General features: G+C 54.9%; 16 protein-coding genes and 2 pseudogenes. 11 read left to right on the top strand and 7 right to left on the bottom strand.

What is annotated here, in order from left to right; translation table 11 throughout:
- Positions 1-201: pseudogene (locus AB4874_RS19150) on the top strand (hypothetical protein); the annotation flags it as partial.
- Between the two features lie 57 nt (positions 202-258).
- Positions 259-891, top strand: coding sequence for a tyrosine-type recombinase/integrase (locus AB4874_RS19155; RefSeq protein WP_368393202.1), 633 nt, complete (start codon positions 259-261; stop codon positions 889-891).
- A gap of 255 nt (positions 892-1,146) precedes the next feature.
- Here AB4874_RS19155 and AB4874_RS19160 read toward each other — a convergent pair whose 3' ends face one another.
- The gene (locus AB4874_RS19160) at positions 1,147-1,446 is read right to left on the bottom strand and encodes an SCP2 sterol-binding domain-containing protein (protein ID WP_368393203.1); all 300 of its coding nucleotides are present in this window, start codon (positions 1,444-1,446) and stop codon (positions 1,147-1,149) included.
- A gap of 203 nt (positions 1,447-1,649) precedes the next feature.
- On the opposite strand from AB4874_RS19160, the gene AB4874_RS19165 reads away from it, so the two are divergent.
- Positions 1,650-1,916, top strand: coding sequence for a hypothetical protein (locus AB4874_RS19165; protein WP_368393204.1), 267 nt, complete (start codon positions 1,650-1,652; stop codon positions 1,914-1,916).
- A gap of 137 nt (positions 1,917-2,053) precedes the next feature.
- Here the strand turns inward: AB4874_RS19165 and AB4874_RS19170 are convergent, their stop codons facing one another.
- Positions 2,054-2,776: a hypothetical protein gene (locus AB4874_RS19170; RefSeq protein ID WP_368393205.1), complete on the bottom strand. Its 723-nt coding sequence runs from the start codon at positions 2,774-2,776 to the stop codon at positions 2,054-2,056.
- A gap of 240 nt (positions 2,777-3,016) precedes the next feature.
- Between AB4874_RS19170 and AB4874_RS19175 the strand changes: the two are divergent.
- Positions 3,017-4,181, top strand: a pseudogene (locus AB4874_RS19175) (IS3 family transposase).
- 41 nt (positions 4,182-4,222) lie between these two features.
- Positions 4,223-4,555 carry an ArsR/SmtB family transcription factor gene (locus tag AB4874_RS19180; protein ID WP_368393206.1) on the top strand — a complete coding sequence of 111 codons (333 nt, stop codon included), beginning with the start codon at positions 4,223-4,225 and terminating at the stop codon, positions 4,553-4,555.
- A 261-nt stretch (positions 4,556-4,816) separates the two neighbouring features.
- Here AB4874_RS19180 and AB4874_RS19185 read toward each other — a convergent pair whose 3' ends face one another.
- Complete coding sequence (locus AB4874_RS19185; protein WP_368393207.1) at positions 4,817-5,650, bottom strand: phosphogluconate dehydrogenase C-terminal domain-containing protein; 834 nt, start codon at positions 5,648-5,650, stop codon at positions 4,817-4,819.
- A 145-nt stretch (positions 5,651-5,795) separates the two neighbouring features.
- Here AB4874_RS19185 and nanR point away from each other — a divergent pair, with 145 nt between their 5' ends.
- A complete protein-coding gene (gene nanR, locus AB4874_RS19190; RefSeq protein ID WP_368393208.1) occupies positions 5,796-6,515 on the top strand; it encodes a transcriptional regulator NanR in 720 nt (239 codons plus the stop codon).
- A 22-nt stretch (positions 6,516-6,537) separates the two neighbouring features.
- Here nanR and AB4874_RS19195 read toward each other — a convergent pair whose 3' ends face one another.
- From AB4874_RS19195 to AB4874_RS19210, 4 genes are all read right to left on the bottom strand, one after another.
- Positions 6,538-7,521: an ABC transporter permease gene (locus AB4874_RS19195; RefSeq protein WP_368393209.1), complete on the bottom strand. Its 984-nt coding sequence runs from the start codon at positions 7,519-7,521 to the stop codon at positions 6,538-6,540.
- Positions 7,518-9,038: a sugar ABC transporter ATP-binding protein gene (locus tag AB4874_RS19200; protein ID WP_368393210.1), complete on the bottom strand. Its 1,521-nt coding sequence runs from the start codon at positions 9,036-9,038 to the stop codon at positions 7,518-7,520. Before AB4874_RS19200 ends, AB4874_RS19195 begins: the two co-directional genes overlap by 4 nt.
- Entirely contained in the window at positions 9,035-10,123 is a 1,089-nt protein-coding gene (locus tag AB4874_RS19205) for an ABC transporter permease (protein ID WP_368393211.1), read from the bottom strand. Before AB4874_RS19205 ends, AB4874_RS19200 begins: the two co-directional genes overlap by 4 nt.
- A gap of 68 nt (positions 10,124-10,191) precedes the next feature.
- A complete protein-coding gene (locus AB4874_RS19210) occupies positions 10,192-11,187 on the bottom strand; it encodes a sugar ABC transporter substrate-binding protein (protein WP_368393212.1) in 996 nt (331 codons plus the stop codon).
- A gap of 149 nt (positions 11,188-11,336) precedes the next feature.
- On the opposite strand from AB4874_RS19210, the gene AB4874_RS19215 reads away from it, so the two are divergent.
- From AB4874_RS19215 to AB4874_RS19235, 5 genes are all read left to right on the top strand, one after another.
- Positions 11,337-13,010 carry a D-apionate lactonase family protein gene (locus tag AB4874_RS19215; RefSeq protein ID WP_368393213.1) on the top strand — a complete coding sequence of 558 codons (1,674 nt, stop codon included), beginning with the start codon at positions 11,337-11,339 and terminating at the stop codon, positions 13,008-13,010.
- Positions 13,007-14,035, top strand: a complete 1,029-nt coding sequence (locus AB4874_RS19220; RefSeq protein ID WP_368393214.1) for a Gfo/Idh/MocA family protein — start codon at positions 13,007-13,009, stop codon at positions 14,033-14,035. Before AB4874_RS19215 ends, AB4874_RS19220 begins: the two co-directional genes overlap by 4 nt.
- Before the next feature lie 11 nt (positions 14,036-14,046).
- On the top strand, positions 14,047-15,222 hold the full coding sequence (locus AB4874_RS19225; protein WP_368393215.1) for a RuBisCO large subunit C-terminal-like domain-containing protein: 1,176 nt from the start codon (positions 14,047-14,049) through the stop codon (positions 15,220-15,222).
- Positions 15,219-16,580, top strand: a complete 1,362-nt coding sequence (locus tag AB4874_RS19230; RefSeq protein ID WP_368393216.1) for a four-carbon acid sugar kinase family protein — start codon at positions 15,219-15,221, stop codon at positions 16,578-16,580. Before AB4874_RS19225 ends, AB4874_RS19230 begins: the two co-directional genes overlap by 4 nt.
- A 248-nt stretch (positions 16,581-16,828) precedes the next feature.
- Positions 16,829-17,320 carry a fasciclin domain-containing protein gene (locus AB4874_RS19235; RefSeq protein ID WP_368393217.1) on the top strand — a complete coding sequence of 164 codons (492 nt, stop codon included), beginning with the start codon at positions 16,829-16,831 and terminating at the stop codon, positions 17,318-17,320.
- The last annotated feature ends 302 nt before the right edge of the window (positions 17,321-17,622 follow it).

A 17,622-nucleotide genomic window follows, 5' to 3' on the forward strand; every position in this document is an offset into this window, starting at 1 on the left:
GTTTGCGGAACCCATCAGGGCCAGCGGTCAAAACCGCGCAAACAGGCCGGACACATGACTGCTTCTGACAAATGCACAAATCAGATCAAAAATGTCTTGCTATGCAGGAGCCATCCACACATGCCGTTCGCCGCGAAGCAGAATTCAGTAGGTTTGGGCTCTCTGCGCACCTCGGATGCGCCGCAGCGTTTCATGATATGATGATCCGTCAACGTCGGGTTGTCGATGTGGAGGGCGTGGCGGATCGGAGGATCAGTCATGCAAACACCGAACTTACCTGCCATTCGCGCGCTTCGCCTTGCTTGGAACAAGGGGCGCATCGTGGGCCAGAAGCGGCCTCTGAAACCCAAGCATGTTTGGGCGATCAGGGTTCGGCTTGAACTGGCCGAGAACCATCGCGACTTGGCGCTCTTCAACTTGGCTATCGACAGCAAGCTGCGCGGGTGCGATCTGGTCAAACTGAAGGTCGTAGATGTCATGGCTTCCGGCCTGATCAAGGAACGTGCCTCGGTCTTGCAAAGCAAGACGCAGAAGCCAGTGCGGTTCGAAATCTCGGATGGCACGCGGGCGTCATTGGACAAATGGATGCAAGACCCCTTGATGGTCGGATCAGAATATTTATGGCCTGGGCGTTTCCACGAACGACTTCACATCTCGACCCGGCAATATGCACGCATCGTCAGGGATTGGGTGATCTCGATCGGGCTGGAGGCGAGCGCATACGGCACGCATTCTATGCGCCGGACCAAGGTCACCCAGATCTACAAGAAGACCGGCAACCTGCGCGCGGTTCAACTCCTGCTAGGCCATACCAAGATGGACAGCACGGTCAGATATTTGGGCGTCGAGCTTGAAGACGCACTTGCTATCGCCGAAGCCATTGAAATCTGAGACTACGGGCCGTCTTCATGGACGGCCCTTTGCAGTCCTTCATCCTGCCGAGTGCCCGTTGCGGTGCGGCCCGCCCAAACGGACATTCGCCGCTCGCGCATGATCCAAAATGATTTGAACTCGGTGCCGCTGACCGTGCTGCAATTCGCGGCGGTTTTATCGACCGAGCATTAGCGCGTTTCCCAGCAACACCTCGTCTCGCTTGAGGAATACATCAAACCTGCGATGAAACCGGGTCGTATTCGGTCAAGAAACCTAGTCCGTCGTGCTCAGGATTTCTCCAATTTTGAGCGCTTTCATAGGGTTCCCGTCTACTTTTAGCTGGCGCATCATAAATGCCTTTGCGGGGTTCTTTACTCCCATTGCTATGTCGTAGAACACGCTAGCGTCCGCCGTCAGAGTTATGTCAGCGGCCTGATCGCTCTCAATTGCTCCAGTTTCGTCCACATAGAGCGTCGCTGTGCCCGGCATCTCTAGCCGCACGCTGCCCTTTATCCGATTTTTTGAGCGTTTGCTCACGAGGTCTACGATTTCAGCCTTACTTGGTTTGGTCACGTTGGTCTCCTTCGCCCTCCATGGACACTGTTTTCGATTGCTCTGTCTAGTTTGACGCCGGGTCGAGACTGGAGAATTGCGCTTCAGGCCCGTTGCTGCCCTTCATTGCTCGTTTCAGATGCTGCGACCACATCCCGCTTTGCGGACATTGGCTTCCGTGAACAGTGCTCCTATTATCTATCGGAGACCAACGAGGTAGTCAGATGGAACGCGAACCCAACCTTGTCATTTCCAGCGCTTCGCAGCGCATCGTAGAGGATGGGGTGCCATTCAAGGTGGATATCTACAAACTCGAAGGTGGGGAGGGATGGACGCTGGAAGTTGTGACCGAAGACGGCACATCTATCGTTTGGGACGATCTCTTCGACGATGATCGGGCAGCGTTCGACGAGGAGCTCAATACCATCCGCAACGAAGGCGCCGTGGCGTTCGCCAACGGCGGATCCAACGTCATACCGTTCAAACAGTAGGCGAACGGCCCAGAGCTGACCTCCAAGACTGACGCAGAGAGCGACTGCTCCCAGCCCAAAGGCGATCTTTGTGTCAAGTGCAGCACGAAGCAGAGCAACGAGCACGAGCTGGGAAACGAGACCGATCCGGTCAGACGTCAGTCGAGGGGAACAACCCGACCTGGCACCGGTGGCTCTGGAGTGCGGGCGACTTCGTCAGCTGTCGCTGTATGGTTCAGCACGTATTGCGCTGCGACAACTTCACCGCTCAGCCCAATACCAGCTTGCAGCGTGGGATCGAAGGCTGCGCCGACCGCCAGATCCAGCAACTCCGCATCGTAGCCGGTCGCGATGAGCAGCCACGGCAAGGGAGTGTCGGCGCCGCGCAGGGCCTGTTCCCGCGTCATCGGCGGCAGGGCGGTCGGGCGCAGAAACTGGATGCTGGCGACACCCGGCAGGTAAGCGATCTTCGGCAGCACCTCATTCGCGAGCCACGCGGCTACCGCCTCCTCCTGGCCCGGTTCCGGCTGGAAACGACATGCTCTGGCAAAACCGCCGAAGCCGTAGCCTGCGCTTGCCGGAATCGTGCAGAATCCGCGCATCATCCCGCGGAACCGCGGCATGATCGACGAGGTCCAGGGCGTCGGGTCGTTCAGCCGGTCGAGATAGCCTTGCGAGGTCGCAACATCCGTCCCGCTGACTTCGTAGGTGACCATGTAGCGCGGCCCGCCCTCGGTCGCGATCCAGCGGGTCGCCCGCAGGAAACCGGGCACCGAGAGGCGCTCGTGCAGGTGCTCGTGGCTGTGCCAGTGGTCGTGATTGGAGGTGTCGCCTGCGATGTCATAAAATAGCACCATTGCCGCATCGCTGCAGAGCGCCATGGTCGTTTCCTCCCGCCATTGTTGTTTCGCGCGACGCTATCTTCGAGTGTCAAGATCAGCAAGTTGCCATTGTGCCGCTCGGGTGTGCGGCATCCCCCGGATGCGTCTGAAGCGTTTCTACGCGGCGATATGGAAGGGCGCATGCAGCGCCATATTCCGCATGCCCCTGCCGCCCAAGGTGACTGAGCCTCCCCCTTTGAAGTGGTCCGCCCCTATAGTTAGGAAAGCGGAGGACCAAGAATGGCGATTAAGAGACCCAAGCCTGAAGAGATTGTCGCGAAATTACGGCAGGTTGAGGTGCTGATGGGGCAAGGCATGCCCCGGATTGACGCGATCCGTCAGATCAGCGTGACTAAACAAACCTATGACCGCTGGAAGAAGAAGTACGGTGGAATGGGCACGGAACAACTCAAAGAGCTAAAGCGGCTACAGAAAGAGAACGAGCGCCTGCGACGTGCAGTTTCTGACCTGACCCTGGACAAGCTGATCCTACGGGAGGCCGCATCGGGAAACTTCTGAGCCCCTCGCGTCGGCGGGCCTGCATCGATCATGTTCGCAGTCAGTTCAAAGTTTCAGAGCGACGGGTTTGTCGCGTTCTGGGCCAGCACCGATCCACACAACGTCGATTGCCACGTGGGCGTGCTGACGAAGAACGCTTGGTCGCTGATATGATGGAATTGACGCGCCAGTATGGCCGATATGGCTACCGCAGGGTTGCGGCTTTGCTGAGAGAGGCAGGCTGGCAGATCAACGACAAGCGGGTTGAACGGTTATGGCGACGCGAGGGGCTTAAAGTGCCAATGAAACAACCAAAGAAGGGGCGGCTCTGGCTGAATCCCTCCCATCGATACTGCGTATCGACTGCCGGGCAATGGATGGGTCGTGTGTCCGGCTGCGCCCGGAATATCGCAACCATGTTTGGTCATACGACTTTGTACATCACCGAACCGATGATGGCAGGGCGTTCAGGACCCTCAACATCTTGGACGAATACAGCCGGGAATGCTTGGCGATCCGGGTTAAACGGAAGCTGAACTCGACTGAGGTCATTGATGCTCTGACAGACCAGTTCGTCCTGCGGGGGGTGCCTGCCTACATTCGGTCGGACAATGGCCCGGAGTTCATCGCTGAGGCTGTCAGAGACTGGATCAAGGCGGTTGGGGCAAAGACTGCCTACATCGAGCCCGGGTCACCCTGGGAAAACGGATACTGTGAAAGCTTCAACGGCCGGATGCGCGACGAGCTCTTGAACGGCGAGATTTTTTACTCGCTGCGTGAAGCCCAAATCATCATTGAAAACTGGAGGAAACATTACAACACCAAACGACCCCATAGTGCATTGGGCTACCGCCCACCTGCGCCAGAGGCCATCATCCCGATGGACCAACGGCCAATCATGCACTAACTTTTAACACGGACCACTCAAGTGGGGCTGCTCAACGAAATATGGAACGAAATGCTGCCCTCGACGCCTTCGCCGCCCTAGCGCATGAAACGCGGCTCTCGGTCTTTCGACTGCTCGTCAAAGCCGGGCCGGAGGGCGTGCCTGCGCTCGAAATCGCGCGTCGGCTCGAGGCGAAGCCCTCGACGCTATCGGGTCATCTCTCAAGCCTAAAAGGCGCGGGTCTGCTGACGGCGACACGCCATCAACGAGAGATACGCTATGCCGCCAACCTCGCATCGGTGAATGACCTCGTCATGTTCCTTCTGTCGGATTGCTGTGGTGGCGATCTGGCAGCCTGCGCGGATGTGATTTCGTTGCGGTGCGGGGACGGTTAGCGAATTCTGCCGTATTCGATCGGGACACAGAGAATGCACCGCGCCGCATCCTTTTTGGTAGATCGACCAAACGGTGTGACCTGCCCCCATCGAGTGGTCCGGTTTGATTGCAGGCAGATAAAACCATAAAATCCCACGTGTGTGCCGCGCAATAGCCTCGCTTTGCTCTGTATAGACACGCCGAACAAGATCTTTGTGATGGCGCAATCAATACGCCATCACAGCTGAGGACATTTCACGTCCTTTTCACCACGAGGTGCGCTATCCACGAACTATTAGCTCAGCCGCCTCCTTGACAACCGCTGGATCGAGCGCACGCTCCCAGCCATCACGCACCACGATGCCGCGTGCGAAGCGCATCAAACGAAGAGCAGCATCAGAGGGAACCTTGGGGGTGAAGCCAAACCACATCGAAATTTCGACATTAAGGTGACCAATCATGAAATCGAATGCTGCTTCGCGAGGAATGTCATAGCGAGACGCGCACAATTCCACGGCCTCGATCATAACGTCGACGAACGGCATCGCCACCATTTCCGACAGGCCTGGCTCTAGAATTGCAAGTTGCTCCATCGTTACGCGATGCACGCGAAGAATTGGCGACCACATCGCCTCACAAATCTCACAGCCTACATTATAGTGCTCTTCTGGGCCCTGCATGAGAGCGCAAATAATTGCCTGAGGCGCCACACCCCCATGCACGTCCTGTCTTTGCTCTGAGTCGTCAAGGTCGGCATAGAGAGGCGGGTGACAGGGATGGCCCAGAAAGTAAGTAATATCGTCGCGCGAAGGAAGTACTCCGGCGTAAGGCGCTGCGGCATCGAGAATAACGACGATTGTGCCTTCATCAAGTTCCGGCACGATTTCTTCAGCAACCGGGCCAATCAGCGAATCGGGCAGGGCCAAAACAACAACCTGAGCCCCTTTGAGCGCTTCACCTTGATCACAAGCGGAAATACCCGCTCCGGCCAGTCTGTCCCGTCCAACATCACTTATCTCGACAGCGCGAAGGTCATAGCCCGCATCCCGGATCTTACAGGTCACGCGGAAACCCATTTTCCCTCCTGCACCAAGTATCGCAACAGGTCGTGTCATTGATTCCTCCTAACTCGGCATCATATATGATACTGATTATACCAGTATAACAGATTCACGAATGCGTCAATCTGGTATAGTCTGTAGATCTTCTGAAGAATTCCTGTAAAAGTCCCTAAAGTATTCTCTTTGACTGGAGGCTCGGTTGAACAAAGAACCCATTAGAAAAAAGAAGCTTTCTGAAGAAGTACGTCAGCGCCTGCTCGCGCAAATTCAGGAAGGCCATCTTCCCCCAGGTGCTCCATTGCCATCTGAACGGGAATTGATGGATGTTTTTGGCGTTGGTCGCCCGGCAATTCGCGAGGCTATGCAATCATTGCAAAACCTCGGCCTTATTCATGTTCGTCACGGGGAGCGACCGAGGGTAGCAGAACCGCAACTGGGCCTTCTAGCCGAGCAGCTGGCGCTCACCATGCATCACGTCTTGACATATGATGCTGATATACTCGCTCAACTGAAGGAAGCACGGCTTCTGCTTGAAGTTCAGCTGGCGCGTATCGCTGCAGAAAAAGCGACCCCAAGCGATGTTGCCGACCTAAAGGCGATTGTCGCCAATCAGACAAAGAGCCGTGGTGACTCGCGAAATTTCATGAAGATGGACAGCGCTTTTCATGGCCGCCTTACAGAGATATCGGGAAATCTGTTGCTAGCGTCCGTTGTCAGGGCAATCTTTGATTGGCTTGAACGCTTCCATCCTGCCGCAGTGCGGACGACCGGGCTCGAGCATTTGACGCTGGAAGAGCACGAAGCCATCATTGCAAGCATTGAAAAGAAAGATGTCGAAGCTGCAGGTGCAGCCATGCGTCATCATCTGAGCCGTGCCAACACACTTTATCACCAGCAGGACGAGACCGGCCTGAACTAATCAGGCCGGTAAGTTTTTTTGTTCAATCTTCGTCTACGCGTATTTTCCGACGAGCTAGGAGGCTTATCATATTATTGCGCACTGAATCGATCACGACAGCAATTAGAATAATCACGGATTGGATCAACGGCTGGATGTATATGTCAACTCGCAGGAAAACGAGACCTGATTGAACCATCTGGATCAGAACGGCACCCAAGACAGTTCCCGGAAACACCTTTCCTACCCCACCAAAAAGGCTAGCCCCACCTAGCACAGCGGCAGCGATTGCATAGAGTTCGGAGAACTCGCCGAACCCGGCATTGACGATACCTAGCTGTGACACCGAGACAAAACCGCCAAGTGCCGCGCAGACACCGCATACAAGGTAGGCCAGGGTCATTGTCCGTCCGACCTCAACACCTGCGCGCTTGGCACCTTTGGCATCGTTTCCGACAGCGTAGATATGACGACCGAAACGAGTGCGGGTGAGCACGATCTGCCCAAGCAACGCAACAGAAAGAAAAACAAGAATTGGATTGGGTAAGCCGAAACTGCGCCCGGCGCCGAAGATCAGCAGTTCATTGGGAATCATGATCCCCCGCGACTCGGTCAGAAAAAGCCCCACTCCACGGCCTGCGACAAGCATCCCCAACGTCACGATGAATGGAACCATTCGTAACCTTACAATCATGAAGGCGTTGATAGAACCAAAGACGAGACCCGTTGCAATACACCCAAGGGCGGCGACAGCCGGCGTCATGCCAAAATCGCGCATCAGCAATCCTGCGACCACCGAGGACAAATACATGTTAGTGCCCACAGAAAGATCGATGCCGCCAGTCAGCATTACGAAGGTCATGCCAATTGCGACAATCCCTATAAAGCTTGCCTGTTTGACAATATTCTCAAAGCTTTGAAACTGTAAAAACCGATCTGACAGAGCCCCGAAGATTAGAAAAATAAGAATGAAGAGCACGACCGGCGCATTCGCAAGTAAAAAGACCTTCAAATTCTTCATGTTCATTTCACATTCCTCCCACCAAAGGCCGCCGAAAGAATAGCCTGCCTATCGAAATTCGACCGATCGAATCCCGCTGCAATCCGCCCTTTATGCATGACCAGAATGCGGTCAGAGACGCCGATCAGCTCATCGAGCTCTGACGAAATATACAGAATTCCGACTCCCGCTTCTGCCAACCGGTTCATGATCGAAAAAACTTCGAATTTTGCTCCAACATCAATGCCGCGCGTCGGCTCATCCATAATCAGCACATCTGGCTGGTTCATCACCCATTTTCCTATCACGACCTTTTGTTGGTTCCCGCCAGACAAGCTGTGAACCGGAATGGAAAGCGTCGGATCGCCCGTCCGTAGACGCAATTGACTCGCCATATCGTCGATTTCGTTCGAAAGCGCGCCCTGTCGGATGAAACCGCCAGAACCTGCAAAACGCGGCAGGCTAACAAGCGCCATATTGTCGCGTATAGAGCCGCCCATAAGCAGACCTTCATCCCGCCGGTCTTCCGTCACAAAAGCCAAGCCACGCTGAACACTTTCGCGCGGGCCTGAAATTGGAACAGCCTGACCGTCGATACGTACGTTGCCAGAGGAATGAGGATCCAGACCAAATAGAACGCGCGCCATCTCTGAACGCCCCGCCCCCATGAGCCCAAAGAAACCCAAAACTTCACCACGGCGCAGGCTGAAGGAAACATCACGGATGACACCTGGCTCGCTCAACTGCTCTACTTCAAGAACCGGCGCACCCAGCGTGGCATGCCGGTCGGGGAACAGTTGCTGCAAAGGACGCCCCACCATACTCAGGATCATGCGATCCATATCGAACTCGCTGGTGGGTCCGCTGTCGACGCGTTCACCATCGCGGAGCACGACGATCTGATCGGCAAGCGCCATTACATCAGCTAAAACGTGACTGATATAGATCATCGAACGCCCCTCGGAGCGAAGCTGTTTGAGGAGCGCGAAGAGCACCTCCGTTTCGCGCGCTGTCAGTGATGTTGTCGGTTCGTCAAGAATGATGATACGTGCATCAAGAGCGAGGGCTTTTGCGATCTCAATGAGCTGCTTTTCGCCCGGCGCCAGACCGTCAACCTTTGTATCCGGAGAAAGGTCGAGGCCGACTTGGCGCATTGCATCAAGCGCTTCGCTTCGCAACTTTTTCCGATTAATCAAGGGTAGCGACCCATAATGTGGTAGCCGATTCAGTAATATGTTTTCAGCGATTGAAAGATTGCCGAAAAGATTCAGTTCCTGATGAATAAATGCGATACCTGCCGCGGCCGCATCTGCCGGCCTTGACGGGTGGTAGGGTGTGCCATTCAAGCGCATCTCACCCGCGTCGGGGACATGAACGCCCCCCAACATATTCATCATTGTGGATTTGCCAGCGCCGTTCTCTCCAACGAGGCACAAAATCTCTCCTTTTTGCATTGATAGATCAACATTCTTGACCACTGGCACGTCAAAGAAGCTCTTTCCGAGGCCACGAAATTCAAGAACTGGTTTGTTTTCATGATTCATTTTGAAGAAGCCTCCCTACGCCAGACATCCAAGAAAGCGGCAACTAGGATAACGCAGCCTTTAACAATGAAGACAGCGTAGAAAGATAGGTTCATCAGGTTTAGCGCATTCGACAAAAGCACGAAAAGAAGAACGCCATAGATAGTCCAGAGAATTTTCCCAGAACCGCCGAACAAACTGGTTCCGCCGATCACCGTCGCACCAACAACATCAAGCAATAGGTTCATATTATCGCCGAAAGCTGGTCTTCCCATTTCAAGTCGCGCTGAATAGAGAATAGAGCCAATGGCTGCACAAACTCCAGAAACAACAAAGCTCAAAACTATGACGCGGTTTACCGGTATGCCTGAGATTTTTGCAGCACTCTGGTTCATGCCGGTTGCGTATAGCCAACGTCCAAAAACTGTGCGTGATAGTCCAATGTGAGCCAGAAATGTGACGCCAATAGCAAGCAATGCGGACCAGGATAGAAACCCTCCATAGCCGCGTTCAGCTATCAAGCTGAAAGAATGCGGTAGATTTGTGACGTTCTCCGAATGGGTGAGCCAGACAGCAAATGCGGAGAAGAATAAGAGTGAAATGAGCGACATCATGAAAGCTGGCAGAGAGAAACTGGCAATCAATCGACCCGTCAGAGCTCCAATGGCCCCACCAGTTACGATCATCACGATCAGAGCTGCGGGCATTGACCAGACGTGTCCGGCGAAAATGCCACCGTCAGGGCTAATAATGGTCCCCCATAAAATCGTGCCTTCGAAAACCCTGGAATCGACGCCAAGTGTCATCACGGCAGCCCCAATGACGCTGGTCACTGCAATAACTGCGATCTGACTAAGATCGATGCCACCTGCAATCATCACATAGGTTTGCCCTACGGCTATCACTAGAAGCGGCCAGATATTCGAAAGAAGGTTCGAAAGGTTTCCGGGCTTGGCAATCTGAGGGATGAACGGAACCAGAAAAGCAAAGAATAGCAGGGTGACATAGAGTACGAAGTGTTCGGATTTCAGAATGGCACGCAATCCCCTGACAGCGGTCCAGAAGATGCGTTTTCCGCCACTTTCTTTAGCCGATTCAACGGTCATATCTTAACCTCCACAAGGTCAAGATTGGATGGCTTCCAAGCCATCCAATCTCTTCAAAAGTTGTTGGTTTATTGATCGGCGAGAACGCAGCCCCACATGTCACCATGGCGCTCAGCTTCGTTGTCTTGGGTCAGAGCGAAACCTTTGTCGGGGATCAGCTGGTTCGGTGCCTTGTTGCCCGACTTGATCGCTTCCATCAATGCGTTGACCGTCGCATCGGCCTCGAAGAACAAATCTTGTACGCCAGTTGCGTCGACGTAGCCTTGGCGGATCAGTTTACAAGCTGTCACATCACCATCGAGACCGCCAAGAATCATGTGCCCGTCCTGACCTTGAGGCACCCAACGCCCCTGCTGCAAAAGAACCGCCCGGATCTGCGGGAACAGGAAATCTGACGACGTAAAGATCATGTCGACATTAGGGTTGGCCTGAAGCGCGCTTTCAAGATTTGCAAGCGCGACGTTCGCATCCCATTCGGTAGGAACCTCAATTGGCTTGGCAAAAAGATCGGGATTGGCGTTGATTACATTCAAGAAACCTTCGCGGCGACCGATCGCATTGGTGTCGGCAAGCGCCCCAACCATGATGAGAGGCTGGACCTTCCGGTTCAGCTTGAGCTCACGCGCCTTCTTGGTCAAATGCTGAACCGCTGCCTCAGCGATCGAAACGTTGTCGGCAACAACAACAATTGCTTTGTTCGTGTTGCTCGGGTTTGGGGGGCGATTAAATACAGCCACAGGCACGCCTGCGTCATTGGCTTCACCGATCATCTTGATGACGCTCTCACCGTCTTGCGGAATGATAATAATGCCATCGACGCCTTGCGTGATGCAGTCGCGAACTTGCTCCAATTGTTTGTTTGCGTCGCCGTTTGCGTTGACCTCGATCACGTCCACGCCCTTCTGGGCGAGCGATTCGGTCATCGCCTTATGGCCCGCAACCCAAAATTCTGTTTCAAGCGTTTGATAAGCAAAACAAACTTTCTTCGCGCTCTCCGCCAATACTGCATGACTCGCGATCATGCTGGCTGCAGCCAGTCCGGCTGCCATTAGAAACTTCTTCATGCTTTCCTCCCAGTTGGCATCAACTCTCTCACTACAGATCCAAGTTTTGGCTTGCAGTCATATTGTTATTATACCAGTATGCCAGTAATGCAATGAAAAAGTTCTTATGATCACCCTTTCCGTCCGCAAAACGAGGAAGAATGTAGCTCATGCAGGAAGTTGAGATTGAAAATGGCGCAGCAAAGCTAACGGCTCTCTTTAACGAGGCTGGTCTTTGTCGAATTGCCTTCGATGGGAGCGAGATGCTCCGCGGCCTGAGCGCACCCGTGCGCGACACAGCTTGGGGTGAAATCGCGCAGGACAGTATCGACTGCCAACTAGAGCGCGTCGAGGCCGGTTATGAATTCCGGCGGAAAGCGCGAATTTGTGGAAATAACGCGAGCGTTTCCATGACAATAAGCCTTTTGGCAGAGGGTGACGCATTCATCGTAGCGGCCCGATTCTTGTTGCAGGCCGAGGAACCGCTGGTCACAAACCGGGCAGGATTTTGTCTGTTGCACCCTCTTTTCGGACTACGCGGCACCCCACTGTTCATTGTGCATCCAGATGGAAGTGAAACTCAGACAGAGTTTCCAACTGCCATCGCGCCAGCTCAGGTCGCCCGTGACGTGGCCGCGATGCGCTATACAATTGCGGGGGTTCAATGTGACATAGACTTTGCTGGCGAAGTCTTTGAAATGGAAGACCAACGCAATTGGAGCGATGCCAGCTTCAAGACCTATTGTCGCCCGCTCGGTTTGCCGGTTCCCATTCGAATAGAGGCCGGAAAACAACTCGAGCAAACCGTTGAGATCGTGTTGCGCCGACAAGCGCCCCAGCACATCGAAGTGTCGGATGGTCCCCTCATAGAGAAGGCTGTCCTGCCCGCCATTCTCTTAGCAGTCGAGCCCGGCTGGATTGCCAAGCCGTCTGTTAGGCCATTGGGCTATGTGATGCGTGAGAAGCCTGACAATCCATTTCAGGACGCCGATCTTAAATTGCTTGCCGAACTGGTCATAGAGTCTTCCGCGCCGCTCGATCTTGAATTTGTGGTTGCCGCTCAAGACGATCCGCAAGAAGCATTGTCGGCAATGGCTGACCGCCTTGCGCGGTTCAATTTGTCGCCGCGCCATGTCATTGCCTTGCCCGAAGCCTATCTCAAGAGTTACCAGCCCGACGGGGAATGGCCACCAAAGCCAGGACCTGAAGACGCGGCGAAAGCAGCCAGACAGGCTTTTCCCAAGGCGCGCATCGGATGCGGCATGCTGACTTATTTCACCGAGTTCAATCGATGTCCACCACCGGAAAACGCATGCGATTATGTCACTTACGGAACCAGTGCTATTGTACATGCGGCTGATAGCTCCTCTGTGTTCCAGACGCTTGAGGCACTTCCAGATATCTTCAAATCCGCTGACGCAATTTCTACATCCAAACCTCAGCGTCTTGGTCTTGTCGCCATTGCGATGCGCTCAAATCCATATGGCGCCTCGCTTGCAGAAAATCCTGACGGCCTGCCGCATACGATGACAGCGAATGATCGCCGGCACAGTGGGGATGCTGGTGCAGCTTTTGCCGCTGCCGCAGTCATGCTCGCAGCAGAGTGCGGCATTGAAGCGCTTTGTATTGCCGCGCCCAAAGGACCGTTTGGACTTGTTGATCATCGTGGCACCCCCACTCCGCTTGCCAAATTGATCGAGCATTTGCAACGGTTTTGGGCTGAACCAGTGGAAATACGCAGTAATGGCAACGGCCGCATTGAGATGCTCGGTAAGCCAGGGCGCCTGACAGCCATATTCGCACCTGAAGCGGCAGGACTATCATTTGAGGAGGACGATTCATGACCAATGCTCCCTTCAGGGGTGCGCTTATTGGCTGCGGTTTTTTCTCGCAGTTTCACCTTCACGCATGGAGTGGGCTGGAAGGCGCTGAAATCGTCGCTGTTTGCGATCGGGATGAGGGTCGGGCGCGCGAGACAGCAAAACGCTTCAACATTGCCTCAGTCTACACTGATGCGGAAGCGATGTTTGCGCATGAAACGCTCGATTTCGTGGATATCGCCACTACAGCCCCCTCACACAGGCCATTGGTAGAACTCGCCTTGCGTCATGCAGGCACTGTTGTTTGCCAGAAACCATTTGCCGAAACGATCGAAGATGCCGAGGCGATGGTTGTAGCGGCAAATGCGGCTGAAGCCGATCTGATCATCCACGAAAATTTTCGCTGGCAGAAACCATTCGTGACGATGAAGGAATTGATCGAACAAAATCGCCTCGGCGCGCTGCAATTTGCCCGATTTTCTTTCCGGCACGGCTTCGACAACTATGTCAATCAGCCGTATCTGGCCGAACTCGAGCGTTTTACCATCATGGATGTCGGCCTGCATCTATTTGACCTTGCACGGCATTTCATGGGTGAGGTCTCGAATATTTCATGCAGCACTCAAAGGCTCAACCCCAAGGTGCGCGGCGAAGACGCCTTCACCGCATTACTCGTTCATTCGGGCGGCCTAACAACCATTTGCGATTGCTCATTCCGCTCAGTCATCGATCCTGACCCGTTTCCGCGTACTGTCGCATGGATTGAGGGGGAGGATGCCTCTCTTGGTTTGGAAGCTGACGGCCGTCTTACGCTGCATGGCAAGAATGGCCGCGAGATCTTTCACGCAGCACCAGACATCCCTTCATGGGGTGAAGCGCCATGGCATTTCGTGCAGGACAGCGTGATCCGATTCCAGAGCCACGTGACCGATGTTCTGAGCGGTAGGGCCAAACCGCAACCATCTGGTGCCCATAATCTGAAAACCCTTGAACTTGCATTCTCAGCTTATGAAGCGGCGGCAAGCGGCAAGACAATCACCTTCAGCTAGGAGAGAGCATCGTGAGCGAACGTATTGAAGCAGATTATATCATCGAAACGGCCACCAACCTCGAAAAAGCCGCAGCGACCATGGCAGGCGAACAATCTTCAGGCACATTCACCAAAGTGCCAGGTGAGACACCAGAACTGATTGAGCGCGCTGGGGCCCGAGTGGAAAAACTCACCGTCCTCGATACGGTTGAAAAACCGTCGCTGCCCGGTGCAAAGCCGGGCACTCCGATCCGGCAGGCCAAGGTGACAATTTCATGGCCACTGGAAACGATCGGGCTTTCTGTGCCTCACCTTTCCATCGTCATCGGGGGAAATCTGTTCGAGCTTGGCGATTTTTCAGGCTTGAAGGTAGATGATATTCGCCTGCCAGAGAGCTTTCTCGCATCTGGACCCGGGCCAGGCTTTGGCATTGAGGGCACACGACGGCTGTCCGGGGTCTACGACCGACCGCTCATTGGTACGATCATCAAACCTTCGGTTGGCTTCACTCCCGAGCAAACGGCGGATCTTGCCGAAGAACTGGCACAGGCGGGCCTTGATTTCATCAAGGATGACGAGTTGCAGGCTGCCAGCCCTTCATGTCCCTTCGAAGCGCGCGTTGATGCGGTCATGGATCGGCTCCATCGGCATGCAGATCGGGTTGGCACCTTGCCAATGTTCGCATTTAACCTGACCGGAGAGGTAGATGACATGCTTCGACGGCGGGACTACGTGCTCAAAGCTGGCGGAAGCTGCGTAATGATGACCCTGAATGCTGTCGGCTTGTCCGGCTTCATGGCGGTCTCTCGCCAATCTCCGTTGCCAATCCATGCCCATCGAGCCGGATGGGGGGCGCTCTCACGCCATCCCGTGCTGGGTTGGTCGTTTCCTGCATGGTCGAAATTATGGCGGCTCGCAGGAGCAGATCACATCCATGTAAATGGAATCGACAACAAATTTTGCGAGAGTAATGAAAGCGTGATCCGGTCTGCGCGTTCTTGCTTAGAACCATTGGGGAAAACAAAACCCTGCATTACCATGCCTGTCTTTTCCTCCGGTCAGACTCCTCGGCAAGTGCCACAGACCTATGCAGGTCTTGGATCGCGCGACCTCATTCACGCCGCTGGCGGGGGGATACTTGGGCATCCGGGCGGCCCGTCTGAAGGTGTGGCTGAAATGCGCTCCGCCTGGGATGCTCAGAAATGAGCGCCGAGGCCTCGCTCCACTCAAGTAAGGCACCCATTTGCGCTTGGTATGGAGATGATTTCACTGGAACGCTGGCGGTCCTTGAAATTCTTGCCTTTGCCGGCTTGTCCGGAGTGGTTTTTCTTCGGCGGCCCGATGCTGATACACTCGAGAAATTTGGCGATCTGGCGGCGATCGGCCTTGCAGGTACGGCACGTGCTGAAAGCCCAGCTTGGATGGATGATCACCTGCCGGAAGTTTTCGACTGGCTGTCAGGGACTGGTGCAGAGCTTATTGCCTACAAGGTGTGCTCAACGCTCGATTCTGCCCCTCAAATCGGCTCGATCGGCCGCGCTGCGGAAATTGGCATGGTATCATTCGGTCAATCGGCAGTAGCCTGCCTGATCGCCTGTCCCTCAATGGGGCGCTATCAGGTTTTCGGAAATCTATTCGCAACCGGACCAGACGGCCGTATCTACCGACTTGATCGCCATCCCGTTATGACGCGTCATCCGATCACGCCGATGTCGGAAGCAGACGTTGCCCAACATCTTAGCAGGCAAACTGCGCTTCCAACGCAGAACATCGGACGCTCCGATCCTTTGTGGGGGGATCTGGATTGTGCAAAGGGAATTGTCTGTCTTGACGCATATGACGACTCTGACATGGAAGCTGCGGGAACAGAAATCTGGGACGCCCGTCACAGTCATCGCTTCGTGATCGGGTCTCAAGGCATCCAGATCGCTCTCGTTTCTTATTTTCGCTCGTGTGGCCTGCTTGGCAAGCCACCCTCGGTGCGAAAGCCCGGCGCCCGCCAAACAGTTGTCATTTCCGGATCCGTTTCGCCGACCACTGCGGTGCAGATCGAGTATGCGCTGGAAAACGGCTTTAAGGGGATCAAGCTTGACCCCATTCGCCTTGTTGATGGGCATGACTCTCTGGAAGAAGCCGCGGAATATGCATCAGACGCCGCACAAAAGGCGCTTGCGGGTGGACGTTTGCCGCTCATCTATACTGCGCTAGGCCCAGATGATCTGACGGTAGCAAAATTTCGGGACTTTATACAGATGTCGGGACTCTCGGGATCTCTTGTTCAAGAGAAACTTGGCACGAGCCTCGGGTATATCCTGAAGCGGGTATTGGACAAGACAGGAGTGCGCCGCACGATCATTGCCGGCGGCGACACCTCGGGCCGGATCATGTTAGAACTTGACGGATTCGCAGTGACCCCTCTTTGCCCAGGCAACACGCTGGGAACCTCGCTGTTCCGGCTTGCTGCTACTAATGAACTGGATGGGTTGGAAGTTGCTTTGAAAGGCGGCCAGATGGGATCGCGTGACGTGTTTGAACGCCTTGCGATGCGCCCCGGAGAAGAATGAAAGGCAAGCGAATTCCTTGATGGTTCGGGCAGTCTAAACGGTGCGCGCGTCGCGACCGTTGCGCCGATGGAAGATCATGCGAGCATATTTCTGATGCGCGCGGGCGCGATCACGGCTGAGAAGGTCACGCCTAACACTCAAAGCCGCTCTCGATTGCGTGCAAAATCGAGAGCTTTTGTGATCCAACTTCGCACAGCGGGCGTATCCCCTGCATGATCCGCAACGGGTCTCAACTAGGGAGTATGAGTATGCTGAGAAGAACCTTCATGGCGGCAGTTGTCGCAGGCACCGCCCTCGTTTCCACCCCGATCTACGCCCAGGATGGCGGCAAGATGGATATCGTCGACACGGCTGTCAACGCAGGCAGCTTCGGCACGCTGGTCGCGGCCGTTCAAGCGGCAGGGCTTGTCGATACACTCAAGAGCGAAGGCCCCTTCACCGTCTTCGCCCCCACCGACGAAGCCTTCGCGAAGCTGCCTGCGGGCACCGTCGACGACCTGCTCAAGCCCGAGAATAAAGACAAGCTGACGGCCATCCTCACCTATCACGTCGTGCCGGGCAAAGTGATGTCGGGCGATCTGAGCGATGGCATGATGGCCACGACCGTTCAGGGCTCACAAGTCACGATCACGACCGATCCGACTGTGATGGTCGACGGAGCTAACGTGACGCAGGCCGATATCGAGGCCAGCAACGGCGTGATCCATGTCATCGACGCGGTGATCATGCCCAAAATGTAGGTGGGTCGCCTGCCAGTCCCTCGGTAGGTCCTCAGGGGTTGCCCGCACGTAAATAATTTCGGGGCGGGCAACCGAAAGTTTATACCTTTCGCACACCGCACCAAACACACCAAGGGATGCCTCAGTCAGAAGACCGGGCTGGCCATGGCCTTCATACTGATGATGTCGGCACAGAAGAAATTGAGCAGCCCCACTTGAATGGTCCAAACTAAAAGTTAGTGCATGATCGGCCTTTGGTCCATCGTTACGATGGCCTCAGGCGCAGGTGGGCGATAGCCCAGGGCACTATGGGGTCGTTTGGT

The sequence above is a fragment of the Thioclava arctica genome, assembly GCF_040892615.1.
GTDB classification, from domain to species: domain Bacteria; phylum Pseudomonadota; class Alphaproteobacteria; order Rhodobacterales; family Rhodobacteraceae; genus Thioclava; species Thioclava arctica.